Origin of the sequence: Paenibacillus sp. GCM10027629 (assembly GCF_042676425.1) — a bacterium.
GTDB classification, from domain to species: Bacteria; Bacillota; Bacilli; order Paenibacillales; family Paenibacillaceae; genus Paenibacillus_K; species Paenibacillus_K terrigena.
Map to the genome: position 1 here is coordinate 1,229,694 of NZ_JBHTGZ010000009.1, position 26,276 is coordinate 1,255,969.

The 26,276-nt window shown below is 44.4% G+C and carries 22 protein-coding genes, 2 pseudogenes and 1 riboswitch; of the genes and pseudogenes, 2 read left to right on the plus strand and 22 right to left on the minus strand.

The window, feature by feature from the left end:
- Nucleotides 1-135 precede the first annotated feature (135 nt).
- Nucleotides 136-483 (minus strand): ArsR/SmtB family transcription factor, encoded by a 348-nt coding sequence (locus ACFQZR_RS15055; protein ID WP_379347196.1) that lies wholly within the window; start codon nt 481-483, stop codon nt 136-138.
- A 97-nt stretch (nt 484-580) separates the two neighbouring features.
- On the minus strand, nt 581-886 hold the full coding sequence (locus ACFQZR_RS15060; protein WP_379347198.1) for an NAD(P)/FAD-dependent oxidoreductase: 306 nt from the start codon (nt 884-886) through the stop codon (nt 581-583).
- A 223-nt stretch (nt 887-1,109) separates the two neighbouring features.
- Between ACFQZR_RS15060 and ACFQZR_RS15065 the strand changes: the two genes are divergently transcribed.
- Nucleotides 1,110-1,304, plus strand: a complete 195-nt coding sequence (locus ACFQZR_RS15065; protein WP_379347200.1) for a hypothetical protein — start codon at nt 1,110-1,112, stop codon at nt 1,302-1,304.
- Between the two features lie 126 nt (nt 1,305-1,430).
- Here the strand turns inward: ACFQZR_RS15065 and ACFQZR_RS15070 are convergent, their stop codons facing one another.
- The 4 genes from ACFQZR_RS15070 to ACFQZR_RS15085 form a co-directional block, all read right to left on the minus strand.
- Nucleotides 1,431-1,733: a WGxxGxxG family protein gene (locus ACFQZR_RS15070; RefSeq protein WP_379347202.1), complete on the minus strand. Its 303-nt coding sequence runs from the start codon at nt 1,731-1,733 to the stop codon at nt 1,431-1,433.
- Nucleotides 1,734-1,893: 160 nt separating this feature from the next.
- Nucleotides 1,894-2,385 carry a hypothetical protein gene (locus ACFQZR_RS15075; protein ID WP_379347204.1) on the minus strand — a complete coding sequence of 164 codons (492 nt, stop codon included), beginning with the start codon at nt 2,383-2,385 and terminating at the stop codon, nt 1,894-1,896.
- 98 nt (nt 2,386-2,483) lie between these two features.
- On the minus strand, nt 2,484-2,774 hold the full coding sequence (locus tag ACFQZR_RS15080; RefSeq protein WP_379347206.1) for a hypothetical protein: 291 nt from the start codon (nt 2,772-2,774) through the stop codon (nt 2,484-2,486).
- On the minus strand, nt 2,771-3,145 hold the full coding sequence (locus ACFQZR_RS15085; RefSeq protein WP_379347208.1) for a hypothetical protein: 375 nt from the start codon (nt 3,143-3,145) through the stop codon (nt 2,771-2,773). The genes ACFQZR_RS15080 and ACFQZR_RS15085 overlap by 4 nt, the downstream gene beginning before the upstream one ends.
- A gap of 367 nt (nt 3,146-3,512) precedes the next feature.
- Between ACFQZR_RS15085 and ACFQZR_RS15090 the strand changes: the two genes are divergently transcribed.
- Complete coding sequence (locus tag ACFQZR_RS15090; protein WP_379347210.1) at nt 3,513-4,025, plus strand: DUF3231 family protein; 513 nt, start codon at nt 3,513-3,515, stop codon at nt 4,023-4,025.
- A gap of 831 nt (nt 4,026-4,856) precedes the next feature.
- On the opposite strand, the pseudogene ACFQZR_RS15095 reads toward ACFQZR_RS15090, so the two are convergent.
- The 16 genes and pseudogenes from ACFQZR_RS15095 to ACFQZR_RS15170 form a co-directional block, all read right to left on the minus strand.
- Nucleotides 4,857-5,396 (minus strand): annotated as a pseudogene (locus ACFQZR_RS15095) (flavin-containing monooxygenase); the annotation flags it as partial.
- A 103-nt stretch (nt 5,397-5,499) separates the two neighbouring features.
- A complete protein-coding gene (locus ACFQZR_RS15100) occupies nt 5,500-7,326 on the minus strand; it encodes an APC family permease (protein WP_379347212.1) in 1,827 nt (608 codons plus the stop codon).
- A 188-nt stretch (nt 7,327-7,514) separates the two neighbouring features.
- Nucleotides 7,515-7,673: riboswitch (cyclic di-AMP (ydaO/yuaA leader) on the minus strand.
- Between the two features lie 185 nt (nt 7,674-7,858).
- The gene (locus ACFQZR_RS15105) at nt 7,859-8,761 is read right to left on the minus strand and encodes an NAD(P)/FAD-dependent oxidoreductase (protein WP_379347214.1); all 903 of its coding nucleotides are present in this window, start codon (nt 8,759-8,761) and stop codon (nt 7,859-7,861) included.
- A 77-nt stretch (nt 8,762-8,838) separates the two neighbouring features.
- Nucleotides 8,839-9,240 (minus strand): RrF2 family transcriptional regulator, encoded by a 402-nt coding sequence (locus ACFQZR_RS15110; protein WP_379347216.1) that lies wholly within the window; start codon nt 9,238-9,240, stop codon nt 8,839-8,841.
- Nucleotides 9,241-9,352: 112 nt separating this feature from the next.
- Nucleotides 9,353-10,549, minus strand: a complete 1,197-nt coding sequence (locus tag ACFQZR_RS15115) for a chromate transporter (RefSeq protein WP_379348855.1) — start codon at nt 10,547-10,549, stop codon at nt 9,353-9,355.
- A gap of 158 nt (nt 10,550-10,707) precedes the next feature.
- Nucleotides 10,708-11,550, minus strand: a complete 843-nt coding sequence (locus tag ACFQZR_RS15120; RefSeq protein ID WP_379347218.1) for an SDR family oxidoreductase — start codon at nt 11,548-11,550, stop codon at nt 10,708-10,710.
- A gap of 88 nt (nt 11,551-11,638) precedes the next feature.
- Nucleotides 11,639-12,049, minus strand: coding sequence for a MarR family winged helix-turn-helix transcriptional regulator (locus tag ACFQZR_RS15125; RefSeq protein WP_018758260.1), 411 nt, complete (start codon nt 12,047-12,049; stop codon nt 11,639-11,641).
- Nucleotides 12,050-12,202: 153 nt separating this feature from the next.
- A pseudogene (locus ACFQZR_RS15130) lies at nt 12,203-13,257 on the minus strand (suppressor of fused domain protein).
- A 181-nt stretch (nt 13,258-13,438) separates the two neighbouring features.
- Nucleotides 13,439-14,014, minus strand: coding sequence for a GNAT family N-acetyltransferase (locus tag ACFQZR_RS15135; RefSeq protein ID WP_379347221.1), 576 nt, complete (start codon nt 14,012-14,014; stop codon nt 13,439-13,441).
- A 206-nt stretch (nt 14,015-14,220) separates the two neighbouring features.
- Nucleotides 14,221-16,503 carry a 5-methyltetrahydropteroyltriglutamate--homocysteine S-methyltransferase gene (gene metE, locus ACFQZR_RS15140; protein ID WP_379347223.1) on the minus strand — a complete coding sequence of 761 codons (2,283 nt, stop codon included), beginning with the start codon at nt 16,501-16,503 and terminating at the stop codon, nt 14,221-14,223.
- A gap of 137 nt (nt 16,504-16,640) precedes the next feature.
- Nucleotides 16,641-17,543: a LysR family transcriptional regulator gene (locus ACFQZR_RS15145; protein ID WP_018758250.1), complete on the minus strand. Its 903-nt coding sequence runs from the start codon at nt 17,541-17,543 to the stop codon at nt 16,641-16,643.
- A 65-nt stretch (nt 17,544-17,608) separates the two neighbouring features.
- Nucleotides 17,609-19,213: an alkaline phosphatase family protein gene (locus tag ACFQZR_RS15150; protein ID WP_379347225.1), complete on the minus strand. Its 1,605-nt coding sequence runs from the start codon at nt 19,211-19,213 to the stop codon at nt 17,609-17,611.
- 140 nt (nt 19,214-19,353) lie between these two features.
- Complete coding sequence (locus ACFQZR_RS15155) at nt 19,354-20,400, minus strand: Gmad2 immunoglobulin-like domain-containing protein (RefSeq protein WP_379347227.1); 1,047 nt, start codon at nt 20,398-20,400, stop codon at nt 19,354-19,356.
- Nucleotides 20,401-20,662: 262 nt separating this feature from the next.
- Nucleotides 20,663-24,571 carry a glycosyl hydrolase family 95 catalytic domain-containing protein gene (locus ACFQZR_RS15160; protein WP_379347229.1) on the minus strand — a complete coding sequence of 1,303 codons (3,909 nt, stop codon included), beginning with the start codon at nt 24,569-24,571 and terminating at the stop codon, nt 20,663-20,665.
- Nucleotides 24,572-24,837: 266 nt separating this feature from the next.
- The gene (locus ACFQZR_RS15165; RefSeq protein WP_379347231.1) at nt 24,838-25,689 is read right to left on the minus strand and encodes a hypothetical protein; all 852 of its coding nucleotides are present in this window, start codon (nt 25,687-25,689) and stop codon (nt 24,838-24,840) included.
- The gene (locus tag ACFQZR_RS15170) at nt 25,686-26,192 is read right to left on the minus strand and encodes a sigma-70 family RNA polymerase sigma factor (RefSeq protein WP_018758245.1); all 507 of its coding nucleotides are present in this window, start codon (nt 26,190-26,192) and stop codon (nt 25,686-25,688) included. Before ACFQZR_RS15170 ends, ACFQZR_RS15165 begins: the two co-directional genes overlap by 4 nt.
- Between the last annotated feature and the right edge of the window lie 84 nt (nt 26,193-26,276).

Below are 26,276 nucleotides of genomic sequence, written 5' to 3' on the forward strand. Positions count from 1 at the left end.
TTTAAAATAGGGGAAAGTATGCCATTCGGCAATACTTTCGACAAAACTTCTAGAATTATTTCCATCTTATTAAATTATTGCTAGCCCCCACCAATTCACCAGATGTTCCGGCTTCGACCATACTTCACAGATCCATTACGTTGATGATTCTTCATCGGATTGAGGCTTCTTGTTGTTCTGCAGCACTTGCAAATACGCATCTAGCCGGTCAAATCGGTCCTCCCACAAATGTCTATAAGATATGAGCCAATCATCCATCTCCTGAAAAGGCTCTTGGCGCAGCTTATATATCCTACGGTTGGCGTCTGCAATCACATCAACGATCCCGGCATCTAGAAGTACGCGTAAATGCTTGGAGGCTTGAGGCTGCCGGATACCTAACCGTTCGCTGATTTCTCCAACAGTAAGAGGACTGGATTGCAGCAATTCGACTATTTGAAACCGGTTCGGCTCGGCAAGGGCACTGAATATGCTTGCTTTCATCGATGAACCCGCTTCCTTCCTAAATAAAACTCATGATTTGATGTATAAATAATATATCACGTTCGGAATATTCCTGTAAAGGAATATAATGGGTTCGTCATTCATCTTTATTATTTTCATGGATGATAGCTTTTACAATATGACTTGCATCTTCCCCAACCCCGCCAATAAGCGCAGAACCTCTCCGATATTGACATGGCAGTCCTAAGAAGTATAGTCCTTCAACAACTGAAACGCCTCTATCGTGAATAGGCATCCCCCTGTCATTCAATACACCTGAGATATGTATCCATCCATAATCCGAATGAAAGCCTGTCGCCCATATGATATTTGCCACTTCAACTTCACTTCCGTCCTCGAATGTAACCGCATGTTGTATCACGCTTAACGTTCTCGGCTTCATACGAATTTTATCCCCGCGGAGGAGAGCTTTTAACTCTAATCCGAATATTGGATCACCTTGCCTACGAATAAACTCCCCTATTCTACTCCCACTAGCTGCGTCTAGAAGCCCTAGCTTGGCGAACCACCAGAAGATGCTGGACAGATTGCGCTAATGAATATTCTCCTAATGCTTGGGTAAATTAACCTGGAGAAACGCTTTGTAATAATGGAGGGTATATTTCTTGAAGCGAATTGGACTTAATTATTTAGCAATATTTTCGATATTCTTTGTTGGAAACCTAATTCTAAACGCTATTTTTAAGCCTGATTTGAATATAGGAACTGCATTTTCAGTAGCATTTGGAGTCTCTTCTGGTATGGCGATAGTTGAATATTACTTAACAAAAAAGTTGAAAAAACGTCGACGATTCAACTAACGGAACACGATAGCTTAATAAAAAGCTGGCCGTAGATAAGCTACGGGCCAGCTTTTTTGTAACCTCTTTAGGTAGTCGTCAAGATTTCTAAATACCCTTTTCTCAATATTGGCTTTATACTTAACTCTAAGTGCGTTCCGGATTCCTTCTCATTAACCCAGCCAATCCTACAAGACCGAGTAAACCTAGCCAACCCCAGTCCATATTATTATCTCCAGTTGCATTGGTTCTGTAGCTATTCATATTCATGTTAGGGTTTGTGTTGTCATTCATATTCATGTTAGAGTTTGTGTTGTTCATATTCATTGGGGTTGTGTTTTTGTATCCATTTGTACCCATATTATTGGTTGTGTTAGACCCGTATGCTGACACATATAGCGGAGTCACTAACCCAACACAAATCAAAATTAATAGTACTAATTTTTTCATTTTAAGTCTCCTTTGGTTAAAGTATTTAAGTCTTATTTATCTTCTCTTGTTTAGAGTAATTTATTCTGTTTAGCGTTTTTAATTTGGCTATGTTAAAAGGGGTTTATTTACCAAAGAAAAAGGACCGATTTTAGTTCGGTCTTTTTGTATAACACTTGTGTTAAAAAAACGTCTCTCTATCGAAGAAGCCATACATCCTCAATGTGTTGGCAATTGAAGTAATTCCTTCCTCTTGTCGACGATCGATAGTGCTGGGACTCCAACCCGTTCCACTTAATGCCCATATGGTCCTATTGCGACTTAAACCTTGAAAGAATCGCAGATCGATAACTCTTTGCACTTCCTCATCTGTTATTAGCCCGAACGCCCTGAGTAGCATGCTGGTATAAAAGCTGTACTCTTGGTACACCCAGCGCTGCTTTTCCATCAATATTACGGCGTTGGCGGTCTTGTTCGCATCATATTCCTCGCTGTCTATTCTGCGCGCCGACTCGCCATCAACGGCCACTTGCGACATCTCCTTCTCGAATCTTTCGAAGTCATTCATCTGCGAAACCATGCTGTTATATTTCTCGAGTAGGAATTTAGTGTGCTGGACTTCTTCCTTCGTCGCTAAAGCAAATAGCTCCCCCTGCCCCCACATCATCGTCATTCCCCTCAATCCCTTCGTGTGATATATTTGGATGAGGAGAATATCATTTGTTCGAAACCCTGCACTGACGCCAATCAAGACGCAGGGTTTTGTTGTGTCTACTTACTGCCTCCGTCTGCAGACAGCTGCAACTCCTTTTCCAACTCCCCGACGCGCTGGCGTAAAATCCCATTCTCTTTATTCGCCTTGTGGAAGTTGTTCTTCTCACTATTATACCGAGTGATCCATTCTGCGGATTGGGTCCGTTCATGGCCTTTTGATCGGATTATTGATTTGTTCTTTAAATAACGAACCTTCGCCCAATTCGCTGCGATATTGTCCACAACAACTATTAATGCTAGCAGAAGTATAAACGTATGGATGTAATGCTGTAACGCCCATTCAATCATTCCCCTACACTTCCTGACTGTTCCTTGGTCAATTTCCAATCAGTGTCTTCATAGCCGCAGTTACTGTCGCAGACAAATTTAATGCTTTCTAATCTGGCACAATCAATTCCTGGCATAATTAGACCGCCTTTATTCGCTATCTCGTTTAAAACTCTTATTGCGTTATTCAAGTTATCTTCATTCTTTTGAATAGTAAGAAATGATTCACTATCTTCTGCGTTAACTTCTCCTTTCAATCTCTTTACTTCTTTCGTTGATTCCTGCAAATCATTAATTAGATCAAATACATCATCGCGAAGATGTGCTTCATCACCCCGTGAACAATTCGCTTTGTTCCAGATTTCTTCTATGGCTTCATCCGTTAACATCATTCGGTTCACTTCCTCTATTCAAGAGTTCCTCGAAACACTTATTACAATATGGTGGTTCCATTGGCTTCCCCATGCACCCGCCCATAAAACAGCTTCCTTCTATGAAGCTGTTTTCATCTCTCCATTCTCTCCTCTTGGTTTTGACCTCTCCTTTAATCAATTTATGAATACTAATAATCAGTTTGGTTATCATATTGTGGGGTACATAACGATTGCTTTTAAGTCACGGGTTTGAGTAAATCGTTGTGTATGTCTTGCTCTCACTTTCTCGCCGAACAATACTACCCCCACGTTATTGATTGGCGGCTCGTTTACATGTCTCGAGGTTTTAAAGTTTTGTACAAAAACATTAAAAGGAGTTAGATTAATGGGTATTCTAAGTGGAAATCCAAAAGATGAACCAATGCATTATGGTGAGATTTTTAGCGTTTGGTCGGCCTCTATAGTTGCGAGAGGTGCTGTTTCCTGCTACCAAGCATATTTAAATCACTCAGGTGACAAGGATCTTAAAAAAATATTGGAAGCTCTTATTGATCAGGCAAAGTTGGAGATTAAAGAATGCGATACATTGCTCACTGATAATGGAATCCCCACTGCGCCAATTATGCCTGATAGACCATCCGCAAACCTTGAGGACATCCCTGTCGGCGCAAGATTTAGTGATCCTGAAATAGCTGCTAAAATCGCTGCAGATACTTCTATCGGACTTGTTGCTTGTAGTCAAGCAATGGGTCAAACAATCAGAGAAGATATTGGTGCTTTATTTGCAAAATACCATATCACTAAAACCGCCTTGGGCCTGCGAATTCTACAAATGACCAAAGAAAAAGGCTGGTTAATCCCTCCTCCTCTTCAAGTGAAACGACCTGAAGAAGAATAAATATTTAAATCATAGCCCTGCTCATTGAGTGGGGCTTTGCCATCTCCTTAATATCCGTTCAGCTAGGCGTTAACAAATAAATTCTCCAGAAGTTGCTTACCCAAAAATTCTGTATATGCAGGTGGGATAGCTTAGCGAGTTCTTCTCTACGAAAGGAACGGCTTACGCCGCTCCCTCCGCTTTCATCTTCTTCGCATCCAAATCTTTATATGACTTCCACGCCGCACTGAACTTGCCGCTAGAAATGTTCAGACTAGTCGCGATGTTCATCCAGGTCTTTTTATCTTCCTTACGCTGTCTTAGAAGTTCAGGGAAATCTAGCTCTACGTCGTCGAACTGCGGTTTATGTTCAAGGATATACGCTTCAAGAATATCTGCATCAACGTCTACAGCAGTGATCTCCTGCTTATCTTCCGTGTCCGTAACGCCACTTTGGGCAGGATCAGATTTAGCGTCACCTGCAGATTCATCAGATGGACCATCAGATTCAAAGCTAACCTCTTCACTAGGCGGAGAAGAATCGGAGCTATCGGCTTCACCTTGAGAATCAGGAGCTTCGACTTCTTCAGTCTGCGACTGCTGTTCCGGCTGCTGCGCGGCTGGCTCTCCTTTGATCTTACCTTGACGCCAGTCGTTCCATTTGATGGCCATTTCCGCAACGCGTTTCCGGTATTCGTCGAACATAGCCGCCACTTCAAGAACAGGTTTATTGAGCTCATTCGAGAACTTCACATTTGTCTCACCATCTCGTAAGCGTTGAACCATATCGGTAAAATCATATGGCATATCTTCGAATCTTGGTGACATCCCAGCAACGATAAAATCATCGATAACTGCAATCTGTGCGCCAGAATTCCCTGCCCCAACGACAAGTACAGGACCCTTTTTTAGATCAGAAGGTTTCTTGTAATCCGCCGTATGTATTTGATACATATCATGTGGTACTTTACTCGCTATATCTGGAATAAATGGCTTTTGAAACGGACCCGTCGCGATGATTACCTTCTTGGCGATAAACTCCATGGCATTCGTCCGAACAATAAAGAAATCCTTCTCCTTGGTCATGGAGCGTATTTCTGTATTAAGCTGAACAGGTAAATCGAAGTGTATCGCGTATCGGGCCAAATAATCCGCAATTTCATTTTTCGTCGCGAATCCATTCGGTTCACCCTCCAGTCGAAGTCCAGGTAGGGCGCTGTACCATCTCGGGGTGAATAGAACCAAGGAATCATACCGATTTCGCCAGACATCACCAATGCTTTTCTCCTTACTAAGAATCAAGAATGACTTGTTCGCTTGTTTCAAATAATATCCAGCAGCCAATCCAGCTTGACCTGCACCAATGATGAGAATATCAATTTCTGCCCGCATTCATTTCAACCTCCCTATCGATATATATGAGCATATTATCATATACTAATATTTTAATCAAAAAAACTGCCTCAACGAATTGAGACAGCTGATAATCGATGCATTATTTCTTCAAATGATACGGTACAGTCGTGATTATCACATTTCGACGGAATAACAAGTGTGCTCGAATCATCAAGCTCGACTGGTTATGCAAGATATTATGCCAGCCTTTCTTCGGAATAAACTGTGGGATAATGACCGTCACCTGATAGTTGGATTCGCTGGCTTTCCGCTGAACGGTATCAATAAACTTCGTTAATGGGTTAATGATACTTCGATACGGTGAATGCAAGGTCACAAGTCTCACGTCTGGCTGCCATTTATTCCATTTTTCCTCGAAAATCAATTCATCTTCTCGTTCGAAAGGAACGTGTACCGCAATGATCTGGTGAGCTGACAATGACTTCGCGTAATTCAGCGAGTTCTCAACCGCATGTGTAATCCCTGCGACTGGAAGAATAATGACATTTCCCTCAATTGGTGGGGCAGGCTCACAATCTGTAATGCGAAGCTGCTCGCCCACCGCATCGTAGTGCTTCCGAATTTGATGAAATATAGCAATAATTATCGGCAAGAAGATTAATACGGACCACACCTGTGTAAATTTGGTGATGAAGAACACGAGTGTGACGATCAAGCTAATCGTAGCGCCGGTCGTGTTAATAATAAACTTGGTAACCCAGCCTTTCGGCTTCTCACGGAGCCACTTCAGCATCATCCCGGTCTGAGACAGTGTAAATGGAATAAATACTCCGACCGCATACAGGGGAATGAGATGTTCCGTCTTCCCTTCGAATGCAACAATTAAGATGATGGACATGACGGCTAAGAAAATAATTCCGTTCGAATATCCCAGTCGGTCTCCACGCATGGTGAACATTCTTGGGATGAATTTATCTTTGGCCAGATTAACCGCTAGTAATGGGAAGGCAGAGTACCCTGTATTCGCCGCAAGGATCAAGATTAATGCCGTCGTTCCTTGGATGAAGAAATACATAAAGTTCCTTCCGAAGGTCTGCTCAGCGATCTGTGATACTACCGTAACCTCTTCTTTAGGAGAAATTCCATAATAGTACGCTAAGAAGATGATCCCTGAAAATAAGAGCGCGAGTAATGATCCCATTGCAATTAACGTCTTAGCTGCGTTATTCGGTGCAGGATCCTTGAAGTTCGGTATCGCGTTCGAAATCGCCTCTACGCCTGTTAAGGCTGAACTTCCTGATGCAAATGCTTTTAATAATAGGAACAAACTGATTCCTGCGACCGGTGTTCCGATTGGGGCTTGCAGATCAGGGGATACTTGACCTGTCAGGATGTTATAAATGCCCACGCCCGATAAAATGAACAAAGCAAGTACGAACAAATATACTGGATAAGCCAAGATGGAAGCCGACTCCGTTACGCCCCTTAAATTTAAGATCGTAATAAACACAACAAATAGGATAGCAATCCCTACGTTATGTTCATGTAGACTCGGAAATGCGGACGTAATGGCATCTGTACCCGCAGATACACTTACGGCAACCGTAAGAATATAGTCAACTAATAGAGATCCGCCCGCGACCAACCCAGGGTACATGCCAAGGTTTTCCTTGGATACGACATAAGCCCCGCCACCGTGCGGATATGCAAAAATAATTTGACGATAGGATAAAATTAGAGCGGTTAATAGAATTAAGACACCTATTCCAATGGGGATCGAATACCAAAATGCAGCTGAGCTAATGGTGATCAGAACAATTAAAATCTGCTCTGGACCGTATGCGACAGAGGATAAAGCATCTGAAGACAGAATAGCTAATGCTTTCGTTTTATTGATTTTTTGTTCGCCCAATTCCGTTGATTTGAGTGGTCTTCCAATTAATACTCGTTTTAAAATGGATAACATCGTAAGTATTGCTCCCCTTTTGGTTAATACAACTTGTTGTCTGAATATGTAGCTATAATCCCTTGTATCGCGATGTTTTATCCATCTCAAAGACCAACCTCCAAGCCGTCATTCACGAATTTTGACAATAAAAAACCACAGAGGCGTGAACCTCTGTGGTCATATTGACGCGATCACAGTATTCATATCCTCTCTCTCGATCAACGCTTACGAGGTTAGCTGTCGGATTCGGATGGTGAGAGTCACCCTACTGCATAACTGCAGATTCACCCCATGTGATGATATGTTTTTATCCATCACGTTGGTTCCCCCGTTTTCCCTAACGGAAAACTCAGCGAATATGAGAATTTATTGTAATGATTTATCTTGTAATGTTCATTTCCAACATTGAATATTACGCCATATTGATAACCTTGTAAAACGCGAAAAAGATGGCTGCAAATAAAAAAATGGGTGATTTTAATACCAAGAAAACGTTTACTTGTATCTTGCTCTTTCATTATCTATTTCACACGCCGTGATTCTTTATTTTTTATAAAAAATCCTCATCTGTTAGGTCAGCGTTGACAGTCATTGCAACTTTGCTCCCTGCAGCTGCAGCATAGATAACTTGAGAAGGTCTTACATAAGCCGCGTCTCCTGCTGCGTATAGACCTGCAACAGAGCTCCTTCCTGCTGGATCGGTCACAATACCCCCGTATGCTGTCGTCTCATAGCCAAGCTGTTCGCCAAACGCTGCTTTAGATACGAAGGTAGGGGTAATAAACCCGCCGCTCCGCTTGATCCAAGTGCCATCAGTAAAATGCACTTCCTCCAACATACGATTTTTACCTGTGAAAGCTTTGATTGGTTTATTCATGATACGAAGTCCTTTGGATAAGAGGATATCTTGTTGTTCTTCCGTTAAGATTTCAAGTCCGTTCGTACAGACAACCAAATCCTGACTCCAGTTATACATAATTTTAGCCGTATGAAATATTCCAGCTTCTTCTGACACAATGACAAGTGGCTGATCTCGGAGCTCCCATCCGTCACAATAAGGGCAATTAAATAAGCTTGATCCATAAAAGTCGTGCAGACCTTCAATGTCAGGAAAGACTTCCCTCAACCCTGTAGCCAATATAACCTTTCTTGCTTGGATGATTTCATCCGATTGGGTCTTGATTTCGAACCCCTGCTCTGTTTTGCGTATATGGGTTACGTCAACTTGCCAATGCCGTACGGATGGATAACGTAGTATCTCTTCGTAGGCAATACGCCTGAACTCGGCAGGTGTGACGTTATCTCTCGTAATAAACCCATGAGACGCATGCGTAACGCGATTCCTTGGCTGATTATTATCTATTACTGCTACACTCCGCCTAGCTCTTCCCAGCACCAACGCGGCATTTAACCCCGCTGGGCCTCCGCCCACAATAGCACAATCGCACATCATAAGAATCATCCCTCCGAATTTTAAAAGATATCAAAGATATATTATATCTATAATTGATGCCAAAAAATAACGATGCCTTACTTAGACAACGTTATTTCTTGAGCAAGCTCGAAGATTTTTTTGCTGCGAAGCTGCTGCTCCATCGCTTCTTCGGCAGAAATCATCACGCTTTGAATCGCACATTCCGTATCATCATGAAGGCCGCAATGGAACAAGGATGCCGTACCTTCAATAGCATGAATAACGTCCAAGAACGAGATATCTTCTTTCTTTGCTTTCAGTCGATAGCCTCCGCTAGCCCCTGAAGCCGATTCAATTAATCCGGCCTTTACCAGCTTCGTCAAGATTTTCGACAGATAGGTAGAAGATACGCCCTGCCTTTCAGCAAGCTGTTGTACGCCGACGGGTTTATCCGGTGCGAATGCAACCAAAATCAGCATTGTATGAAGGGCATAGTTTGTCGCTTTGGAGAACTTCATCTTCTCACCCCAATCAATTATAGACTTTATTTATCTACAATAACCTTGATGCAAAGATTAGTCAAGGATTGTTGCTAACACCGGGAGCCAAGCCCCCGGTACGATCAGCATGTCACATGAGCAGAAGTGAAATTACTGTACCACCGATCGCTCCAGTCATCACGACGCTCCAAGGAGGTAGCTTCCAGAAGACGAGCATCAAGAACAAGATGGAAGTAAATGCAAAATCAACAGGCGTAAGAATTGCCGTTATCCAGAGCGGATTATATAACGCTGCCAGTAAAATACCGACAACGGCTGCGTTAATGCCAGTGAATGCGCCTTGAAGCTTGGGGCTTCTCCGAATGGAACTCCAGAATGGTAATGCCCCAACGATTAATAGGAATGCAGGGAGAAAAATGGCCACCGTCGCTATGATCGCTCCCTTCACCCCACTCGTCATCGCGCCCAAATAACTAGCGAAGGTAAACAATGGACCTGGCACAGCTTGTGCAGCCCCATATCCGGCTAGGAAATCAGCTTTGGTCACCCAGCCTGTCGGGACGACTTCACGTTCAAGCATAGGAAGCACGACATGTCCGCCTCCAAATACAAGCGATCCTGAGCGATAGAAGCTATCGAATAAGGACAACCCGGTTCCATTTACGATTGGCCGAAGGATAGGCAATATCACTAATAGTCCTACAAACACTGTCAAGCATACGACAGCTGTTCTACGACGAATCGGAATCGAAAGGTTTGGGCCATACGATAGTTCTGATTTCCGATAGAACAACATCCCGATAAGGCCTGCCACGAGAATGATAAGAACCTGACTCAATGCTGTTGGCCATAAGAGTGTAATCGTCATTGCGATAATTGCCAATGTCGCGCGGCTGCGGTCTGGCGTTAGCTTCTGACCCATACTCAGGATGGCCTGCGCGACAATGGCGACGGCGACGAGCTTTAGACCATGAATCCATCCGGCGGCACCTATATCAAATCCCTGCATGAAGAAGGCAAGCAGAATCAACACAAGGACCGATGGTAGTGTAAAACCAATCCAAGCTACGATCCCGCCGAGCAAGCCAGCTCGAATCAACCCGATGCCCATACCAACCTGACTGCTGGCTGGGCCAGGTAACAACTGGCATAGCGCAACCAGATCCGCATAGCTGCGTTCATCCATCCATTTACGACGACGAATGTATTCATCATGAAAATAACCTAGATGGGCAATTGGTCCTCCGAATGAAGTGAGCCCGAGCTTCATGGATACCAGAAACACTTCGACCAATCTCTGTAATTTGAGTCCTGGTTTGTGCTTCATTGAATTATTTTCTTTTTCCACTTGCGATGATACCTCCCTAACTTTTGTAACATTAGCTGAGAAGATACCATTATAACGATTGATTGTTTGGGGATTGTTAAATAGCGAAAATAACTGAATAATCCGCATGACAGAGAGATAGTCTCAATATACGGGTTCTACTCCAACCCAAGCTGAATTTTACGCGTTTGAGCAATCCCCTTAAGCCCTGTCGGATCCTCTTGAACTTTATGATTAACAAACCGTTCTGCTGCTTCCGATGTCCGAATTCGGAGCGGTTTTGTTTCCATTTGAGTAAGTTCCAGCATGAGATCGGCTATCGACTCCGGCGTCTGTGATACGGCATTGCGTTTTGTGAACATATCGATATACGTCTCGACAATCGGCTTATATTCATCATCGAGCACACCGCCCGTCGCAGCAACTTGGTCCAGCGCGGTTTTCACAAATTGGGTCTCAATCGCGCCAGGTTCAATCAGCGTAACATCAATGTTGAACAGAGGTTTATAGTACGTCGCGAGACTTTCCAATAAGCCTTCAACGGCAAATTTGCTTGCACAATATATCTCGTTCAGCGGTTGACCCACCAAGCCACCAACGCTTGAGGTCGCGATGATATGTCCTGATTCAGCTTTGATTAGCAATGGAAGCGCAGCGCGAATCGTGTGCATAACGCCATATACATTCGTATCAAAGACACTTTGAATTTGCTCGAACGAAGCTTGACCGAGCGTACGAATAAACCCAAACCCCGCGTTACAGAACAACAGATCAATTCGTCCCTGCTCTTCTGCTATAACATGCATGGCACGTTCTATTGAATCAGGATTGACCACATCGATTTCCAGAAAATGAAGGTTTCCTTCCGTGGCGAACTGGGCTTGATCACGCTCCAAGTTCCGAGTTCCAGCATATACGGTCCATCCGTTCCTTGCGAAAGTAAGGGCTGTTGCTAAGCCTACACCTGATGAAGCACCCGTAATACAAATAATTTTATTCATAAAAACACCTCTTTGTTCAAATTTTATATTGTATAGTATCTAAACAGTATATGAAATGAACAAAAATGTCAATGTCGTTTTCTTTTGCTTAGATGGGTAACTTGTCCAACAGCAGGCGAAGTGATCTCAACTCTTCTGCGGTGTAGTTCACAAGTAAACGCTCAATCTTATTGTTATATTCATTCAAAATCGAGTCACTAAGACGTGTACCTTTGTCAGTCACTTGGATGAGCAGGCTTCTGCGGCTTACGGGATGAGGTTTGCGTTGTACGAGATCATCCTGCTCTAGCTTATCGAGCAATTGTGTTACGGCTCCGCGTGTCAGACCAAATTCGTTAGCGATATCGACAGCAATCGAATCCGGATTTTTACGTAAAAATTGTATCGTATACATCATAATTGGCGTGACTTCATATTGAGGCAGTACCTGCGTAAAATAATTAGACAATTCATTTTTAATTTCTCTGAACTTTGTTGTCACGAGTTGTAAATCTTCCATTCTGATCCCCCTCGGATTTGTTAAGGTTCTATACAGTATAGCAAAAGAAACAATCATTTTGAATAAAGGAAAGAGGTATCACTCTCACCTTGTATGGTGATTTGATACCTCTCTTGACTATCTATCGATTTATTCCCCTCATGATATCTTCAGTTAACCGATGATTTCAACGACATTGCCATCGTTGTCCTTGATCTCGGTTTTGTCGATTTGAACGACCGTTCCTTCCAATGAAGGAAAATCGAACTTACTCTCCTGCGGCTGCAGTCGCTGACGAAGCTCTGACACGGTCTTGCCATCAAGGATGATTCGAACTTCACCACAACGGAGGATGGATGGTCACCCGGTTCAAACATCACTCGAACATCTGAACCGACCAGCGTGAGATTTTTCCCCTTCAGAATACGCCCGTGAAGCAACGTTCCAATGATTCCAGCTTGCTTGGCACCTAATTTAAGAATGTCCGGCGTCTTTTTCAACCAGCCTTTCTTCCCTGTCTCCCAGCCCAGCTGACCGACGAATAGATAACCGGTGTTAGATCCCTCTTCTTCCATCCCTTGTTGAACGGTTTCGGCAATTGATTCAACTTGGAGAAGCGAATCTCGCGATAAGTCTGTTATGTATTGAGGCATATAGGCTTGGCAAGCAGATAGCACACCAAGCGTATTCCATGTCTGCATCGCTTCGAGCTCATCAACTGTAATGCCTACCATCTGCAAAAATTCAACCCGGCCATTGGGTGTTTCGATTGCTGATAGCTCCGGATCCTCAATAAAGGACAATGCCTTGAGCTTGGTATCGGAATTGAGACAAATCGGACCATTCGCATCCAAATAATCACCTGAGCGAAAAATATTGCCGCTGCTAAACACATATCTCCCCATATTTTGCAGCAAGTTGAGTGCCCAGGCCGGAGGTTCTTCTTCATCCATTGCACGTGCTAACCGAAACGTCAATTCAAATCCATAACCGCTCACATCGGAATCCTCGAATTCTTTGTCGTAGAGCTCAGAAAATCCATACGTTACAAAATGCCAATGCGGCACAGGCTCGTCTGATTTGTAAGCACTAATTCCATCTAAAGGGTCATTGCCTCCCAATGCGTATGGAATGAGTGTCCCATAATGTTTTGGCTCCTGTTCTCCGTATATCTTCGTCACTTCCTGGTCTATAGCGTCCCAGCCTGTTGTGTTCACTTCTTCTGTCATTTCTCCATTCCCTCCACTAATAAACGCGTCCACGTCTCCTAGAAATCGCTAAATTCTCACATCTTATTCAGACGCATTTAATTGGGAAAAGTTGCATGAACCATGTATTCCGGCGGTGACAGCAAAAAAGAGCCGCCAAACTTAATTTGGCAAGCTCCGTTAGGTTCATTTTCGTCTTCTACTAGTTCTTTCTCAGCTTGTAATAATGATATTCCCTATCTTCAATCGTTAGATTGTGTTGAATTTCAAACCCACATTTTTGTATTACTTTATTGGAAGGCACGTTTCGGGTTTGTGCAATTGCAATAAGCTCAGAGGTGTTAGTGTTCTCGAACAAATAAGTAATGAGTCCCCTTGCTGCTTGGGTCGTGTAACCTTTATTATGATGAGTGCTGGAAATGCCATAATAAATCTCTCGGTTCGGCGGCGATACGCGATCTAATATCCCTGTACCACATACGCCGATAAACTCACCTGTTGATTTATGAATGATCCCAAGACGCAATCGAAGCTCTCCAATGTCTTTCCCTTCTGAGACTGCATCGATAAACCGTCTGTTCTCCGGGATTTCGTATTGGTTGATCCACTCCTCTCTTTGCTCCCTAGTTACATTCCAATCCAGCAAAAACGCATGGAAATGTGGCTGCCAGGTTAGGTTGTGAAGCGCGTCTAAATCCTCGATCCGATATTCGCGTAAAATAACATTTTCACATTCAATCGTGAAAACGTCATGACTATGGTTAGGTGAATGACTCACAGATACCCTCCTTGAATTCATCTTCATTTTTCAATACGATCATTTGCAAGGTGGCATCCCTTCTATCCCCTTTCCTATCCATCTAAGTACATATTGTATCAAACGCACTGGGTCTCATTCTATGTCAAGAATCGTTATAAATATCTCTTCGATAAACAACACACAATAAAAAAACAGGCTGCCAAGGCAGCCTGCTCTATATGCAATTATGCAGAATACTTCCCTCTAGCGATCTGCGTCGCTTCAACCATGTTACGCAAAGATTCAACCGTCTCTTCAAGACCACGCGTCTTTAATCCGCAGTCTGGGTTAATCCAGAATAGGTTCGGATCGAGGACTCGCAGGGCGCGATCGATCATCCCCGTCATTTCCTCCACTTGTGGAACCCGTGGACTATGAATATCGTATACGCCGAGTCCGATGCCTAGTTCATACGTGTTCTGCTCGAAGCTATGAATCAGCTCACCATGACTACGGGACGTCTCGATCGAGATCACATCCGCATCCATCGCTTCAATCGAATCGATCATGTCATGGAATTCGCAATAGCACATATGTGTATGAATTTGTGTCGTCTCTTGAACCGTGCATGTGGTCATACGGAATGCTTTGACAGCCCAAGCCAGGTAAGTCGCCTGATCTTCTTCTTTCAAAGGAAGCCCTTCGCGAACGGCTGGTTCATCCACCTGAATCATGCCAATGCCTGCTTGTTCAAGCGCTTCTACCTCTTGTCTCAGCGCATACGCCAGTTGATAGGCAATCTGCTCACGTGTAATATCATCACGGACAAATGACCAGTTCATGATCGTTATCGGTCCTGTCAGCATGCCTTTAACCGGACGTTCCGTCTTCGATTGCGCATACTCGGTCTCCTCGACGGTCATCGCTTCCTCGAAGGCAACATCGCCAAAAATAATCGGCGGCTTCACGCAGCGAGATCCATAAGACTGTACCCATCCGAATTGTGTGAATGCGAAGCCGGCAAGCTTCTCACCGAAAAATTCCACCATGTCCGTACGCTCAAATTCGCCATGGACGAGGACATCCAATCCAATCTCTTCTTGCAGCTTGATCCAGATATCAATCTGATCCCGAATAAAGCTGGCGTATTGCTCCGGTGTCCAATCCCCTTTGCGCCATAGTTGACGAGCCTTGCGTACCTCTGCGGATTGCGGGAAGCTGCCGATCGTCGTTGTCGGGAATATCGGCAATTGCCATTTTTTCTGCTGCGCGGAATGACGATCAGTGAAAGGGCGACTGCGCTCTGGATGCTGCGCACTGATTGTCGCAACTGTCTGCTGAACGTCCTTGCGATTGCGTTCACTCGATTGCTTAAGCCCGAGAAGCTCCTTAGAACATTGTGCTAATGCTTCTGAAATGCTATCCGCCCCTGCAACAACCGCTTTGGTCAATAGAGCAATCTCGTCCAGCTTCTCGTCGGCAAATGCGAGTGCATCCTTCAATTCAGGCAGGAGCTTCGTCTCATTCTTCACCGTTACGGGAACATGCAGCAGACTGCAGGAAGTCTGTACTAGGAGACGATCCTCCGTTACAATCTTCGACAATACCTCAAGGAGTCCTAATTTCTCACGCAAATCCGCTTTCCAAATGCCACGACCGTCAATAATCCCTGCGCCTAGAAACTTGTCCGCTGGAAATCCTGATTCTTGAATCGACTTCAAGTTGCCAGCCAATCCATGTACGAAATCGAGACCAATCCCTTGGACAGGCAGCTGCACGATATCATTATAGTGCTCTACCGATTCAAAATAAGTTTGCAGCAAAATGTTCAGATGAGGCACAGCGGAAGCGAATGTCTCATAAATCTTCTTCAACCGCGCAATGTCATCTCCCCCTAATTTCGTTACCAAAATCGGTTCATCGATTTGAACCCACTGAACGCCTTCCTCTGCAAGCTCTTGAAGAATCTGAACATAGAGGGGGACGAAACGCGCCAACCATGCATCTGTCTCTTCGATCTTGTAGCCTTTGGACAATTTCAAGAAGGTCAATGGTCCAAGAATAACAGGCTTCCCTTCAATCCCTAATTTCTCCTTCGCCTCGCGGTATGCGATCAGCGGTTTATTCTCCGTTACCACCGGTTCCGTCCCGCCCAGCTCAGGTACAATATAGTGATAGTTCGTATTGAACCATTTTGTCATTTCACTTGCCGTTGCATCCTTCGTACCGCGGGCAATCCCATAATACAGGGACAACGGTACAACACCGCCTTCATATGGAAAACGACTCGGGATCACCCCGAACATCGTCGCTGTATCCAATACATGATCGTAGTAGCTGAAATCATTGACCGCGATGAAGTCAATCCCTTTCTCTTGCTGCTTCCGCAAATGATTCAGTCTTAACTCCTGCAATTGACTCTGAAACGTGGATTCGTCGAGCTTGCCCGCCCAGAACGCTTCGAGCGCCTTCTTCCATTCACGATTCTGACCAATCCGTGGATACCCCAGTACACTGCTTTTCGCCATCTCGTAACACTCCTTGCCAAATGTTGTTACAAGAAAGATACCATGTTTTCTTAGGTATAGCGTAACTGATTAATACTATATCTAGCTATAGCCATTAGCTATATCCAAGAGCAGATCACAGAACATATGGATTAACGTTATTGGCGAATCGCCTCGATGAGTGCATCCACATAGGCCAGCCCCAGCTTAGACATCGACGTATTGCGATGCGCAATCCAGCCGACGTTAATCGTCTCCTCGCAATCCAATGGTACGGGAATAATCTCATTACCGTTAAGGTCCTTGCTGAGAACCCCTGTCGAGATCGTATAGCCGTTCAACCCGATTAATAGATTGAATAAGGTCGCACGATCATTGACGCGAATGCTCTTCTTATGTGACATCGTACTCAGAATCTCTTCCGAGAAATGGAATGAATTATATTCCCCTTGGTCAAAAGATAAATAAGGATAATGCTGGAGCTGGTCGATCGTTACGATCGATTGCTTGGCTAGCGGGTTCTTGATGCTGATGAAGATATGCGGTTTGGCTGTAAAGAGACTATGAAACTCAAGATTTGCGCTTTTTAGCAGCTTGTTGATGACTTTTCCATTAAATTCATTCAGATACAATATCCCGATTTCACTACGCATGCTTTTTACGTCTTCGATGATTTCATAGGTTTTGGTCTCTCGCAAGGATAGTTCATATTCATCATGACCATATTGTTGAACAAGGCTTACGAAGGCATTCACGGCAAAAGCATAATGCTGCGTCGATACCGAAAAATGCTGAGGAGACGGCTTCGCATTTAAGTATCGGCTCTCGAGCAGCTCCGCCTGTTCGACAACCTGCCTAGCATAGCTTAGAAATTCCACACCCTCCTTCGAGAGCGAAATCCCTTTATTCGATCGATCGAAGATCGCTATCTGCAGTTCTTCTTCCAAATCCTTAATCGCATTGGATAGACTTGGTTGCGAGATAAACAGCCGCTTGGCTGCTTCATTGATGGAGCCGCGATTGGCGACCTCAATGACATATTTCAGTTGCTGCAACGTCAATTCGATTCCCCCTTACGAATAAATCATAACTTGTTCCGATTAATTCGTATAGTCGAATGTTGCATCTACTCTCCCTCGTTTTTGATTAATAATTGCAGAATAAATGGTTTGAGGTCGATGATCCGAAGATGCTTCGGCTTCTGATCCGTCCCGCATAAGATAAGCGGAACCAATGATTCTTCATTTCGGAGAGATCCATGACCCCCTCCGCCTTTATGCGTGGGTGAGCTGCGATCGACCAGCTCATATCCAGGCTTAGCTCCTACAACAATAAATTCACCAGGATGTGAATGAAGCGCGCCTTGCAATCGCTGCAATGCATCGGGGTATTGACCATAATGCAAGGTGTGGTTTTCGTGATCGACTTGTAAGTCCAACACGTCAATATCCCCTTCTACTGACCATCTTTGTTGATATGGATCGCTAAAGTCACCTTTCACCTTGTACCTAAGTTCGCGATCTGAATTGCCTTGCTTCACATAGATCCATCCATCTTCTTTCCAAGCAATATAATCCATTCGTGGATCAAGACTTAACTTCGTAGCCAAGCCTCTGAGTGATTGCCTCTGCCCAATGTTATATACATACGCCATTGTTTCATTCACGGCAAGAACGATTTCCGTGTCTGCTGAGACTGCTTTTCCTGGGCGTAACACTTGATCATTCTGTAACAAAGCAGGTAAATCGATGACCGGATTTTCATTTGACGGCAAAATTTGTGTCATCCCGCTATCCCCAGCAATGATTATTACAGCCTCGCTAAGCGCTTTCTCCGGTGAACCGAATGCCTGCAGCATGGTATGAAGTTGTTGATCTACGTCTCTGATCCCTTTGACATCCTTCATGTTCGCAGGACCTTTTCGATGAACCTGCTGGTCGATATCTGGCAAATACACTAACGAAAAATCTGGCAGTGTCTTGGCTTGAATCAAATAATTCAGCGTTTCAATCGAATAAGCACTATTCATTCCCATTTTGCGGAAGACGCTCTTAGGCAGACTTGTCTTTCCCTGCAGCGGATTAGATAATGCGCCTAGGGCCATAAAATCCGGACCATGGACCTTGATTTCTTTTGGAATGGAGGTTAGCCCTTGAACCCAAGAAGGGATCGAAAGCGTATGAGGAGTTATCCCCCGATAGATCAATCCATTGATGGAAGCGGACTTTAATCCGTGACGTGCCAAGTCTTCATAGATGGTGGGCAATTGAGGATTCAGATGGGTTGCGTTCAAATGAATTAAGCCATCCAACATAACGGATTCGATACCGTTCTTGAAGATTTCCATGGGACCAGTACCATAGTTAATGACCTTCTTGGCTTCCGTTGAATACCACGTGAGTCCGGGGACATGATGTTCATTCGGATAGGTTCCCGTTAGGAGTGAGCTGTCGATCGTAACCGACATGGTTGGGAATGAACTGACCATGTCCTTATAATACTGACCATGTTGAATGAGATATTGGAATGTCGGCAGCTCTTGTCTCCGAATCCCCTGGTCAATGGCTTGAGCCATCAGTGCATCAACCAGTAAGAAAATAACCTTCTTAGAAGCTTGGTGCTTGGTTGATTGAATATGTAATAGATCTTGCTCGTTAGACTTTGCGGCTTGTTGTTGAGGTCGACATCCAATGATAGCTGATACCAATAAGATGATAATCAGACATGGCATTATTTTTTTTCGCACATGAATCCCCTTTACCTATCTTTTATGGCATATTGTCTCAGCTTACCTTCGTCGTTATACATTCCGTGCGATTCGAAGTCATAAAAGTAAAACCGCAGCACGATGCGCGCTGCGGTTAGCTGAAGTTATTTAATAGGCATAACCAATTTGTTGACCACTTTACCTGTTTCTTGATCGATTTCATAGAGTTCAAATGTTAATGGTTTATTGCCCTGCAATTTGTTCATCGGAATGCTTACTTGCTGCGAGAAAGTTCCCCAATCCGGGGCGCCGATCGATGCTGTACCATACCCTTTTGCGAGTGTCTTACCATCCTGCTTCACGGCATATTGATACGTTCCTTCAAATGCACTCGCTTCACCTTTCACCGTGAAAGTTACGACAGGCGAGGATGACTGGACATTACGGAATGCTTTATTCCCAAACGTTTGCGTTTGTTCTGCTTTTTTCATTTGAATTGTCTTTTTGTTCACGATTTTACCTGTCGCTTGATCGACTTCATACAATTCTAAGAACAGTGATTTATTCGCAGCGATTTTGCTGCTTGGAATCGTAATTTGTTGCGTAAAGGTTCCCCAGTCCGGAGCGCCAATGGACGCTGTTCCGAAACCTTTCACTAGCGTTTTACCATCTTGCTTAGCCGCATAGTGATACGTTCCCTCGTTCACTTTGACTTCTCCTTTTGCCGTATAGGTTACGGAGGATTCCGACAACTTCAAATTGCGAAACACTTTATTTTTTGCCGTATTTTTCGACGTATTGAGTGGAACCGTGACATTATTAACATTGTTGCCTGTAGCTGAATCGACCTCGTACAATTCCAAGGATAATCCCTTGTTACCTGCAAATTTATTACTCGATACCGAAATCTGTTGGTTAATCGTCCCCCACTCGGGTGCACCCATCGAAGCCGTACCGAACCCCTTGGCCAGAACATTCCCGTGCTGCTTCAATGTATAATGGTATGTTCCTTCGTGTACTTGGGCTTCCCCTTTGATTGTGTAAGTGACTGTAGATTCCGCAATTTTAACATTCCGGAAATTCTGATCTTTGACATGCTGTTGCATCAGTGCTGTAGGCTGCTGCGCCCAAATGGTGTTCAAGGAACCGACAAGTGCCGTACCTGCTAAAAGTGTTGCTGCTGTGAATAATGCGATCGTTTGCTTTTTCATGACTATTTAATCTCCCTTGTGAGTAAATTTTTGTGGTTTAATACTAAGCATTTGTTGTAGCTTCATGAAGTTTACATGCGTTAGACGGGAGAGTTCATGAAAAAGTCTCAACAAATTATTTGTAATAATTTCCATTTCAGTGAGTGATCTGAACATGATATTCTTTTGAGATTCTTGCTATAAAACAGAAAAACACCACCCCAAATGAATCGAAGGTGATGTATTTCTGTTCCTAATTTCATATCCGGGTGATGACGCAAGTTTACGTCAAAATTTTACCCGCTACCGTCGCAAGATCCGTAATATCAATCTTGCCGTCTCCGTTTATATCTGCGCGTTTCGCTTGCTGCCAATCTGGACTGCTCGTATTTTTACCGTAATGGGATGCTACGATGGCTAGGTCACCAATGGTCACTTTGCCGTCGCCATTGACATCTGGTGGATGGCCAGGCTCAACCGTAGCAACGATCTCAATCTCCGTCTTGGATACGCTAGCATCTACTTCAGTTCCCTGGTCATCGGCTAGCACGGCATTTGTTACTGCAATCGTTCCCTTTTCGGTCTTAAATACTTCCTTCGCCTTGAAGGTCAATTCAATTACCTTCCCACTGTCCGTTATCCCATGATCTGCTCCTTGGCTGGCTATGATCAAGCGAAGCGTTCCAGCAGGTTCTTGCTTCGCTTCAACTACACTAACGCCATCCATGAGCGAAGTATGGTTCACGAATTCGAACCGGTCAGCGTCATACTGAAGCTGAATATCTTGGGCATAGACCGATTGACTTACGCTATCGAGTCCTAATTGTACTTTGAACGCCTTTCCTGACTGGATTTCTGTTGGACTCGTTAATGTCGTTGCTGGATCAGCTAATTTCTTGAAAGGCACATATTCAAATGCATCAACCATCGCGATCGTATCCAGAGAAGAGCTATTCTTCGATCCTTTGACGACGATTTTGATCGTATGTGTTCCTCGCGCTAATCCTGTTTTCTGGAACAGTACTTGCTGTTTATTCGTTGAAGGCGCATAACCGTCGATATTCTCGGCCACGCGTTCTCCATCTAGATACACATCGAATTTGCCGTGATTACGCTGCAAGGCGCTAATGAATTTAATCTCGGAACCTTCGAATGTCAACGATGCTGATGCATTCACAGTATTACTATATGTTTCTGTTCCTTGATAATCGCCACCATCTTCATAATGGTTCCATGTTCCGTCGTATACAACGAGTGGATCGCGATCGTCGACCTTAATCGGCTTCACCGGTTCCTCAGGTGTTTTCGCGTTAATTACGATGCGATACTGCTCTCCTGCGGATGTTGCAAATTGAATGGCATCTTTATCAGCCGTATGGTTGATCGTTTTGCCATCGCTCACTCGGGTTACCTTGATGGCATCTTGTTGGGTAAACACTTTGTTGCGAACCTTGGCTGTGTTGCCTTTCTTGGACGTAATCACTGCACCTGTTAATGTTGATGCTTGCCAATTCATAGATACATCGAAAGCCCCTCTTGCTACCAGGCCTTCTACGCTTCCCTTCGCCCATGCATCTGGCAATGCAGGCAGGAGATCAATGCTATCCGTGTGACTCTGCAGCAGCATCTCGGCGATGCCTGACGTTGCACCGAAGTTGCCATCGATTTGGAATGGCGGATGCGTATCGAATAGATTTTCGAGTGTGCTGCCCTTCAATTGTTCCCCGAGCAGCTTGTGTGCTCGGTTGCCATCCAGCAGACGCGCCCATAAATTGATCTTATTCGCTTTACTCCAGCCCGTTCCTCCATCTCCTCGAGCGTTCAATGTCACTCTCGCTGCGGCGAACAGATCAGGTGTGTCGACGTTATTAATGAGTGTGCCTGGATATAGGCCCACCAAGTTCGAGATATGACGATGCTGATTGTTCGGGTCGTCGATATCATTTTTCCACTCTTGCACTTGGCCCCATCGACCGATTTTCGGCATCGATAGTTTGCTGCGCATCGTACTTACTTGAGCTCGAAGATCTGGGTCAACACCAAGGGTCTCGCTGGCCTTCATAAATTGCGTGAACAATTCCCAGACCAACTCTTGATCATAGGCTACACCAATCCCAACATCCCCTTGCTCCGGGGAATAAGACGGTGAGGATACAAGTGTTCCATCTGTATCTTCTACCAAATATTGAACCCAGAACTGCGTCGCTTCTTTAATGATGTCGTAGACCTTATCACGGAGCAGATCTTTGTCCCCACTAAAAGCGTAATGATCCCATGCTTGTTGGACCATGAATGCATTTGCCGCAGGCGACCATCCCCAATAGAAATCAGAACCTGGCGCTGTATACCCGAACGGATTATTGACCGTATGGATGACCCAGCCTTCCCCTTGAATACCATGATGTTTCTTCGCAGTCTCCCGTCCTGGATCACGAAGTGCGTCGATATAATCGATGTACGGAATATCCGTCTCCGCTAGATTGACAACCTCTGATGGCCAATAGTTCATCTGTACATTGATATTGGTATGATAATCACTATTCCAAGGCGGATTATTGACCTGATTCCATATGCCCTGCAGATTGGTTGGCAGGGAGCCTTCACGTGAAGAAGCAATTAATAAGTAACGGCCATACTGGAAGAATAGCGTCTCAAGACTGCGTTTTTCCGCATCGGTACCGTTCGTTTTATATTTGTTTAACAATTCATTGGTAGGCAATGATGAGGTTTCCCCACCCAAATCAAGCGACACACGGTCGAATAATTCAGAATAATCCGCCACATGTGCATCACGAAGCTGCTGGAATGACTTCGATGTGGCTTTGTTCATATAGGACTGAACGATTTCCTTCGGCGTCTTATCCCCGCGATAGGTCGGATATTTGTTCGCGTAATTCGTTGCGGCTGATAACAAAATTGTGACAGCGTTCGCATTACTGATCGTAACTTTACCCGAATTCGCCGCTACAGACCCACCTTCATTCAACACCTTTAGCTGCGCTTCATAAGCCATTTTATTACTAGGAACAAGCCCGCTTAATACAAGTGAATTATTCCCTTCCGTGATGACCGAATTGGAAGGCTGTGCGCCAGTAACGCGGACATCGAAGCTCATTGGGGTATTATTTTCTGTCGTAATACGCATGACCATGACTTTATCCGGATAGCTGACGAAGAATTCTCGCTTATAGCGTACACCATCGCGCGTATAGGCTACCTTCGCTGTTCCATCAACTAGATTCAGCTCCCTGCGATAGTCCGTTACCGGTTTATTTTCCCCTGATGCCCCAACAAAGCTAACCTCGGACATTTGAATTTGCGTTCCACCCTTGCTGACGAGATCAAATTTGAAAAATTTATACGCCGTCTGGTTGGTGAACGTGTATGACTTTTTCATTTTACGTGATGCAAATTCTTCATTCGAGCGATTATCCAGTATCGTCCATTGCTGCCCATCCATTGATCCTTTGAGTGTCCAATCCTTCGGATCACGGTTCGGCACATCGTTCGCGGAGGTAAATGAATATCCGGTAATCACTTTAGGCTCACTATACTCCCATTGCAGCCAGAACGGCGGAGAGCCATCGCCCGAATACCATTTCGTATCCACGGAACCGTCCATTACATTTTCAACGCCTTCACCGTAAGGCTTCTGATCGGAGCTTGCTGTTAATTTGTAGGTTGACTGCTTGTCAAAGTCCAGATAGACGTCACCAAATGCTTGATAGGCGCCAAAAGCGGAATCGTTCGCGCCCATAACGCCTGTGATTTTGCCGAGCAGCGCCTTTGCTTCATTGATTTTTCCGTCCTTCAACAATTGTCTGATCGTATCGACGTGAACTTGAGCGCCGTCTTTAATGCCATATTGATAATTCGGGTCCGACCCCGGTCCTCCGCTCCATAACGTCTTCTCATTAAATTGGATACGCTCCTGCTCTACTCCGCCGAACACCATGCCACCCATATGGCCGTTACCGATTGGGAGGGCTTGAGTCTCCCATTGCGTGGCGGGTTTGTTATACCAGAGCGATACATTATCATTGACGCTCCCTGCGGCAGATGCGTAAGCCTTCGAACCTAATCCCTGGGATTCGGGATGGATCCAACTTGTAAGTACCGAATAAATCATGACCAAAGATAATACGGTCGCAATTCTTGCGAAACGCTTCGTTGCATGAATTTCTAAACTCATCTCATCGATACTCCTTTTTTTGTTCGTCTCTATGCCTTACACATCGTGTCGATTCCTTATACCGTGACTTGGTAATCCTTGCCTATGTATAACGATTTCCCACCTCCTTCAACCTACAGTTTGTTATCATTATAAGTCTTGAAAATAGTAATAAAAATAGAATAATCTCCTCATAAAGATTGAAAATATTATGTTCTGACACAAAAAGAAACCGCAACCCCCGTCTTCCGGTAGGCTGCGGCTTGTTCAACGACAGTCTGTATCACTTATTCAGGACTTGCGTTGCTCATCCAATGATCGATGTGCAGTGGTTCGAAGTAATCTTCCCTTGCAGATAATTTCTGCAGAAGCTGTTCAGCTTCCTCACGCGTGTTGAATCCACCCATAGCAACGATGAATTTCCCTTGCTTGGTCTTGATAACGCTGCTATCATCTCCTGCATATTGTTCGTCGAGAACGGCGATCGATTCACCTTGCTCCATCGCTTGGCTTCGGACATAATAAACATCGTGAGCTTGCTCTGGCTTCTTCGCACCGAACAATTTCAACTGAATGTATCCAGGCTGCTGGTACTCCGATACGGAATAATTGATATTCTCCTTCAATTCCACGACGAATCGGAACGCTGAATCATCCAAGATCACATTATTGTAGACATCTTTGACATTCGACAACCCTTTGATATCCTCTTGCAGCTTCATATAGTCGAGATTACGCACCCCATAGAATGAGAATATAAGGCGATCTGGTGCTGCTTTGTAATCCACCGTGTAAGCTGGAGCACTCGACGTTTGTTCCCCATTCAAGCTGAAGTTGATATTTAAGGTGTTCTCTTCGGCAGTTGTCGTGACGGAGACACCGTCTGTTCGTTGCCCCCCACTGCCAATCTGCAGCACCTTTACAATCGAACCGATGACAGGCACATCAGACAATGCCATGGCCACATTCGGGACATTGACCGTTATCATGATGGCAGCAGCACAAGCAGCTGTTAAGGTAGATCTTCGCAGAACGTTTCTTCTTCGCTTCTCCATTCGTCCCCGTTGCTGCGCTTGCTGAATGACTTCGGATAGTCGGGCAGGTATTTCAATGTTGTCATATCGTTCTTTTCCTGTCATAGGGCGTCTACCTCTTTTCTTATGAGATTTTTCTTGAGCTTCTCAATGATTCGGTAAAACTTCGTTTTGACCGTGTTCTCCGGCATCGATAATACGCCCGCCATATCCTTAAATCGCTGATCTTCAAAAATTTTGAGAATAATAATGGCTCGATCTTCCGGATCCAGTTGATCCAGCGCATCATACAAATCCATCTTATCTTCAAGTGATACTGCGTTTTCTTTGGCTGCAAATTCAACCTGATTGTCCTCGAGATAGGTGACTTTCTTGTTCCGACGGATATGGTCCAACGCGCAGTTGATGACGATTCGCCCCATCCAGCTCTCAAAGTATTCTGGATTCTTCATCCTTTTATAGGCTAAAAAAGCTTTATATGTTGCTTCCGATACAATATCCAGCGCTTCCTGTTCATTCTTCACATAGCAATAAGCGAACCGATACATTTTTTCTTTACAGGCTTCTATACGTTCACCGAACTCTTGTTCAGTTATTTTCGTATTCACATTGTTCACCTCTTTAATGACGTTAGCGATAGTTAGACTGTCGGGCGTGTGAAATAGTTTCAAATAAAATGAAAAGCATACACC

Excerpts from the sequence above, each read along its gene's own strand:
- ACFQZR_RS15055 (WP_379347196.1), bottom strand. The coding sequence starts at position 483 with ATGAAAGCAAGCATATTCAGTGCCCTTGCCGAGCCGAACCGGTTTCAA.
- ACFQZR_RS15060 (WP_379347198.1), bottom strand. The coding sequence starts at position 886 with ATGAAGCCGAGAACGTTAAGCGTGATACAACATGCGGTTACATTCGAG.
- ACFQZR_RS15070 (WP_379347202.1), bottom strand. The coding sequence starts at position 1,733 with ATGAAAAAATTAGTACTATTAATTTTGATTTGTGTTGGGTTAGTGACT.
- ACFQZR_RS15075 (WP_379347204.1), bottom strand. The coding sequence starts at position 2,385 with ATGACGATGATGTGGGGGCAGGGGGAGCTATTTGCTTTAGCGACGAAG.
- ACFQZR_RS15080 (WP_379347206.1), bottom strand. The coding sequence starts at position 2,774 with ATGATTGAATGGGCGTTACAGCATTACATCCATACGTTTATACTTCTG.
- ACFQZR_RS15085 (WP_379347208.1), bottom strand. The coding sequence starts at position 3,145 with ATGATGTTAACGGATGAAGCCATAGAAGAAATCTGGAACAAAGCGAAT.
- ACFQZR_RS15090 (WP_379347210.1), top strand. The coding sequence starts at position 3,513 with ATGGGTATTCTAAGTGGAAATCCAAAAGATGAACCAATGCATTATGGT.
- ACFQZR_RS15100 (WP_379347212.1), bottom strand. The coding sequence starts at position 7,326 with ATGTTATCCATTTTAAAACGAGTATTAATTGGAAGACCACTCAAATCA.
- ACFQZR_RS15105 (WP_379347214.1), bottom strand. The coding sequence starts at position 8,761 with ATGATGTGCGATTGTGCTATTGTGGGCGGAGGCCCAGCGGGGTTAAAT.
- ACFQZR_RS15110 (WP_379347216.1), bottom strand. The coding sequence starts at position 9,240 with ATGAAGTTCTCCAAAGCGACAAACTATGCCCTTCATACAATGCTGATT.
- ACFQZR_RS15115 (WP_379348855.1), bottom strand. The coding sequence starts at position 10,549 with ATGAAGCACAAACCAGGACTCAAATTACAGAGATTGGTCGAAGTGTTT.
- ACFQZR_RS15120 (WP_379347218.1), bottom strand. The coding sequence starts at position 11,550 with ATGAATAAAATTATTTGTATTACGGGTGCTTCATCAGGTGTAGGCTTA.
- ACFQZR_RS15125 (WP_018758260.1), bottom strand. The coding sequence starts at position 12,049 with ATGGAAGATTTACAACTCGTGACAACAAAGTTCAGAGAAATTAAAAAT.
- metE (WP_379347223.1), bottom strand. The coding sequence starts at position 16,503 with ATGGCGAAAAGCAGTGTACTGGGGTATCCACGGATTGGTCAGAATCGT.
- ACFQZR_RS15150 (WP_379347225.1), bottom strand. The coding sequence starts at position 19,213 with ATGCCATGTCTGATTATCATCTTATTGGTATCAGCTATCATTGGATGT.
- ACFQZR_RS15155 (WP_379347227.1), bottom strand. The coding sequence starts at position 20,400 with ATGAAAAAGCAAACGATCGCATTATTCACAGCAGCAACACTTTTAGCA.
- ACFQZR_RS15160 (WP_379347229.1), bottom strand. The coding sequence starts at position 24,571 with ATGAGTTTAGAAATTCATGCAACGAAGCGTTTCGCAAGAATTGCGACC.
- ACFQZR_RS15165 (WP_379347231.1), bottom strand. The coding sequence starts at position 25,689 with ATGACAGGAAAAGAACGATATGACAACATTGAAATACCTGCCCGACTA.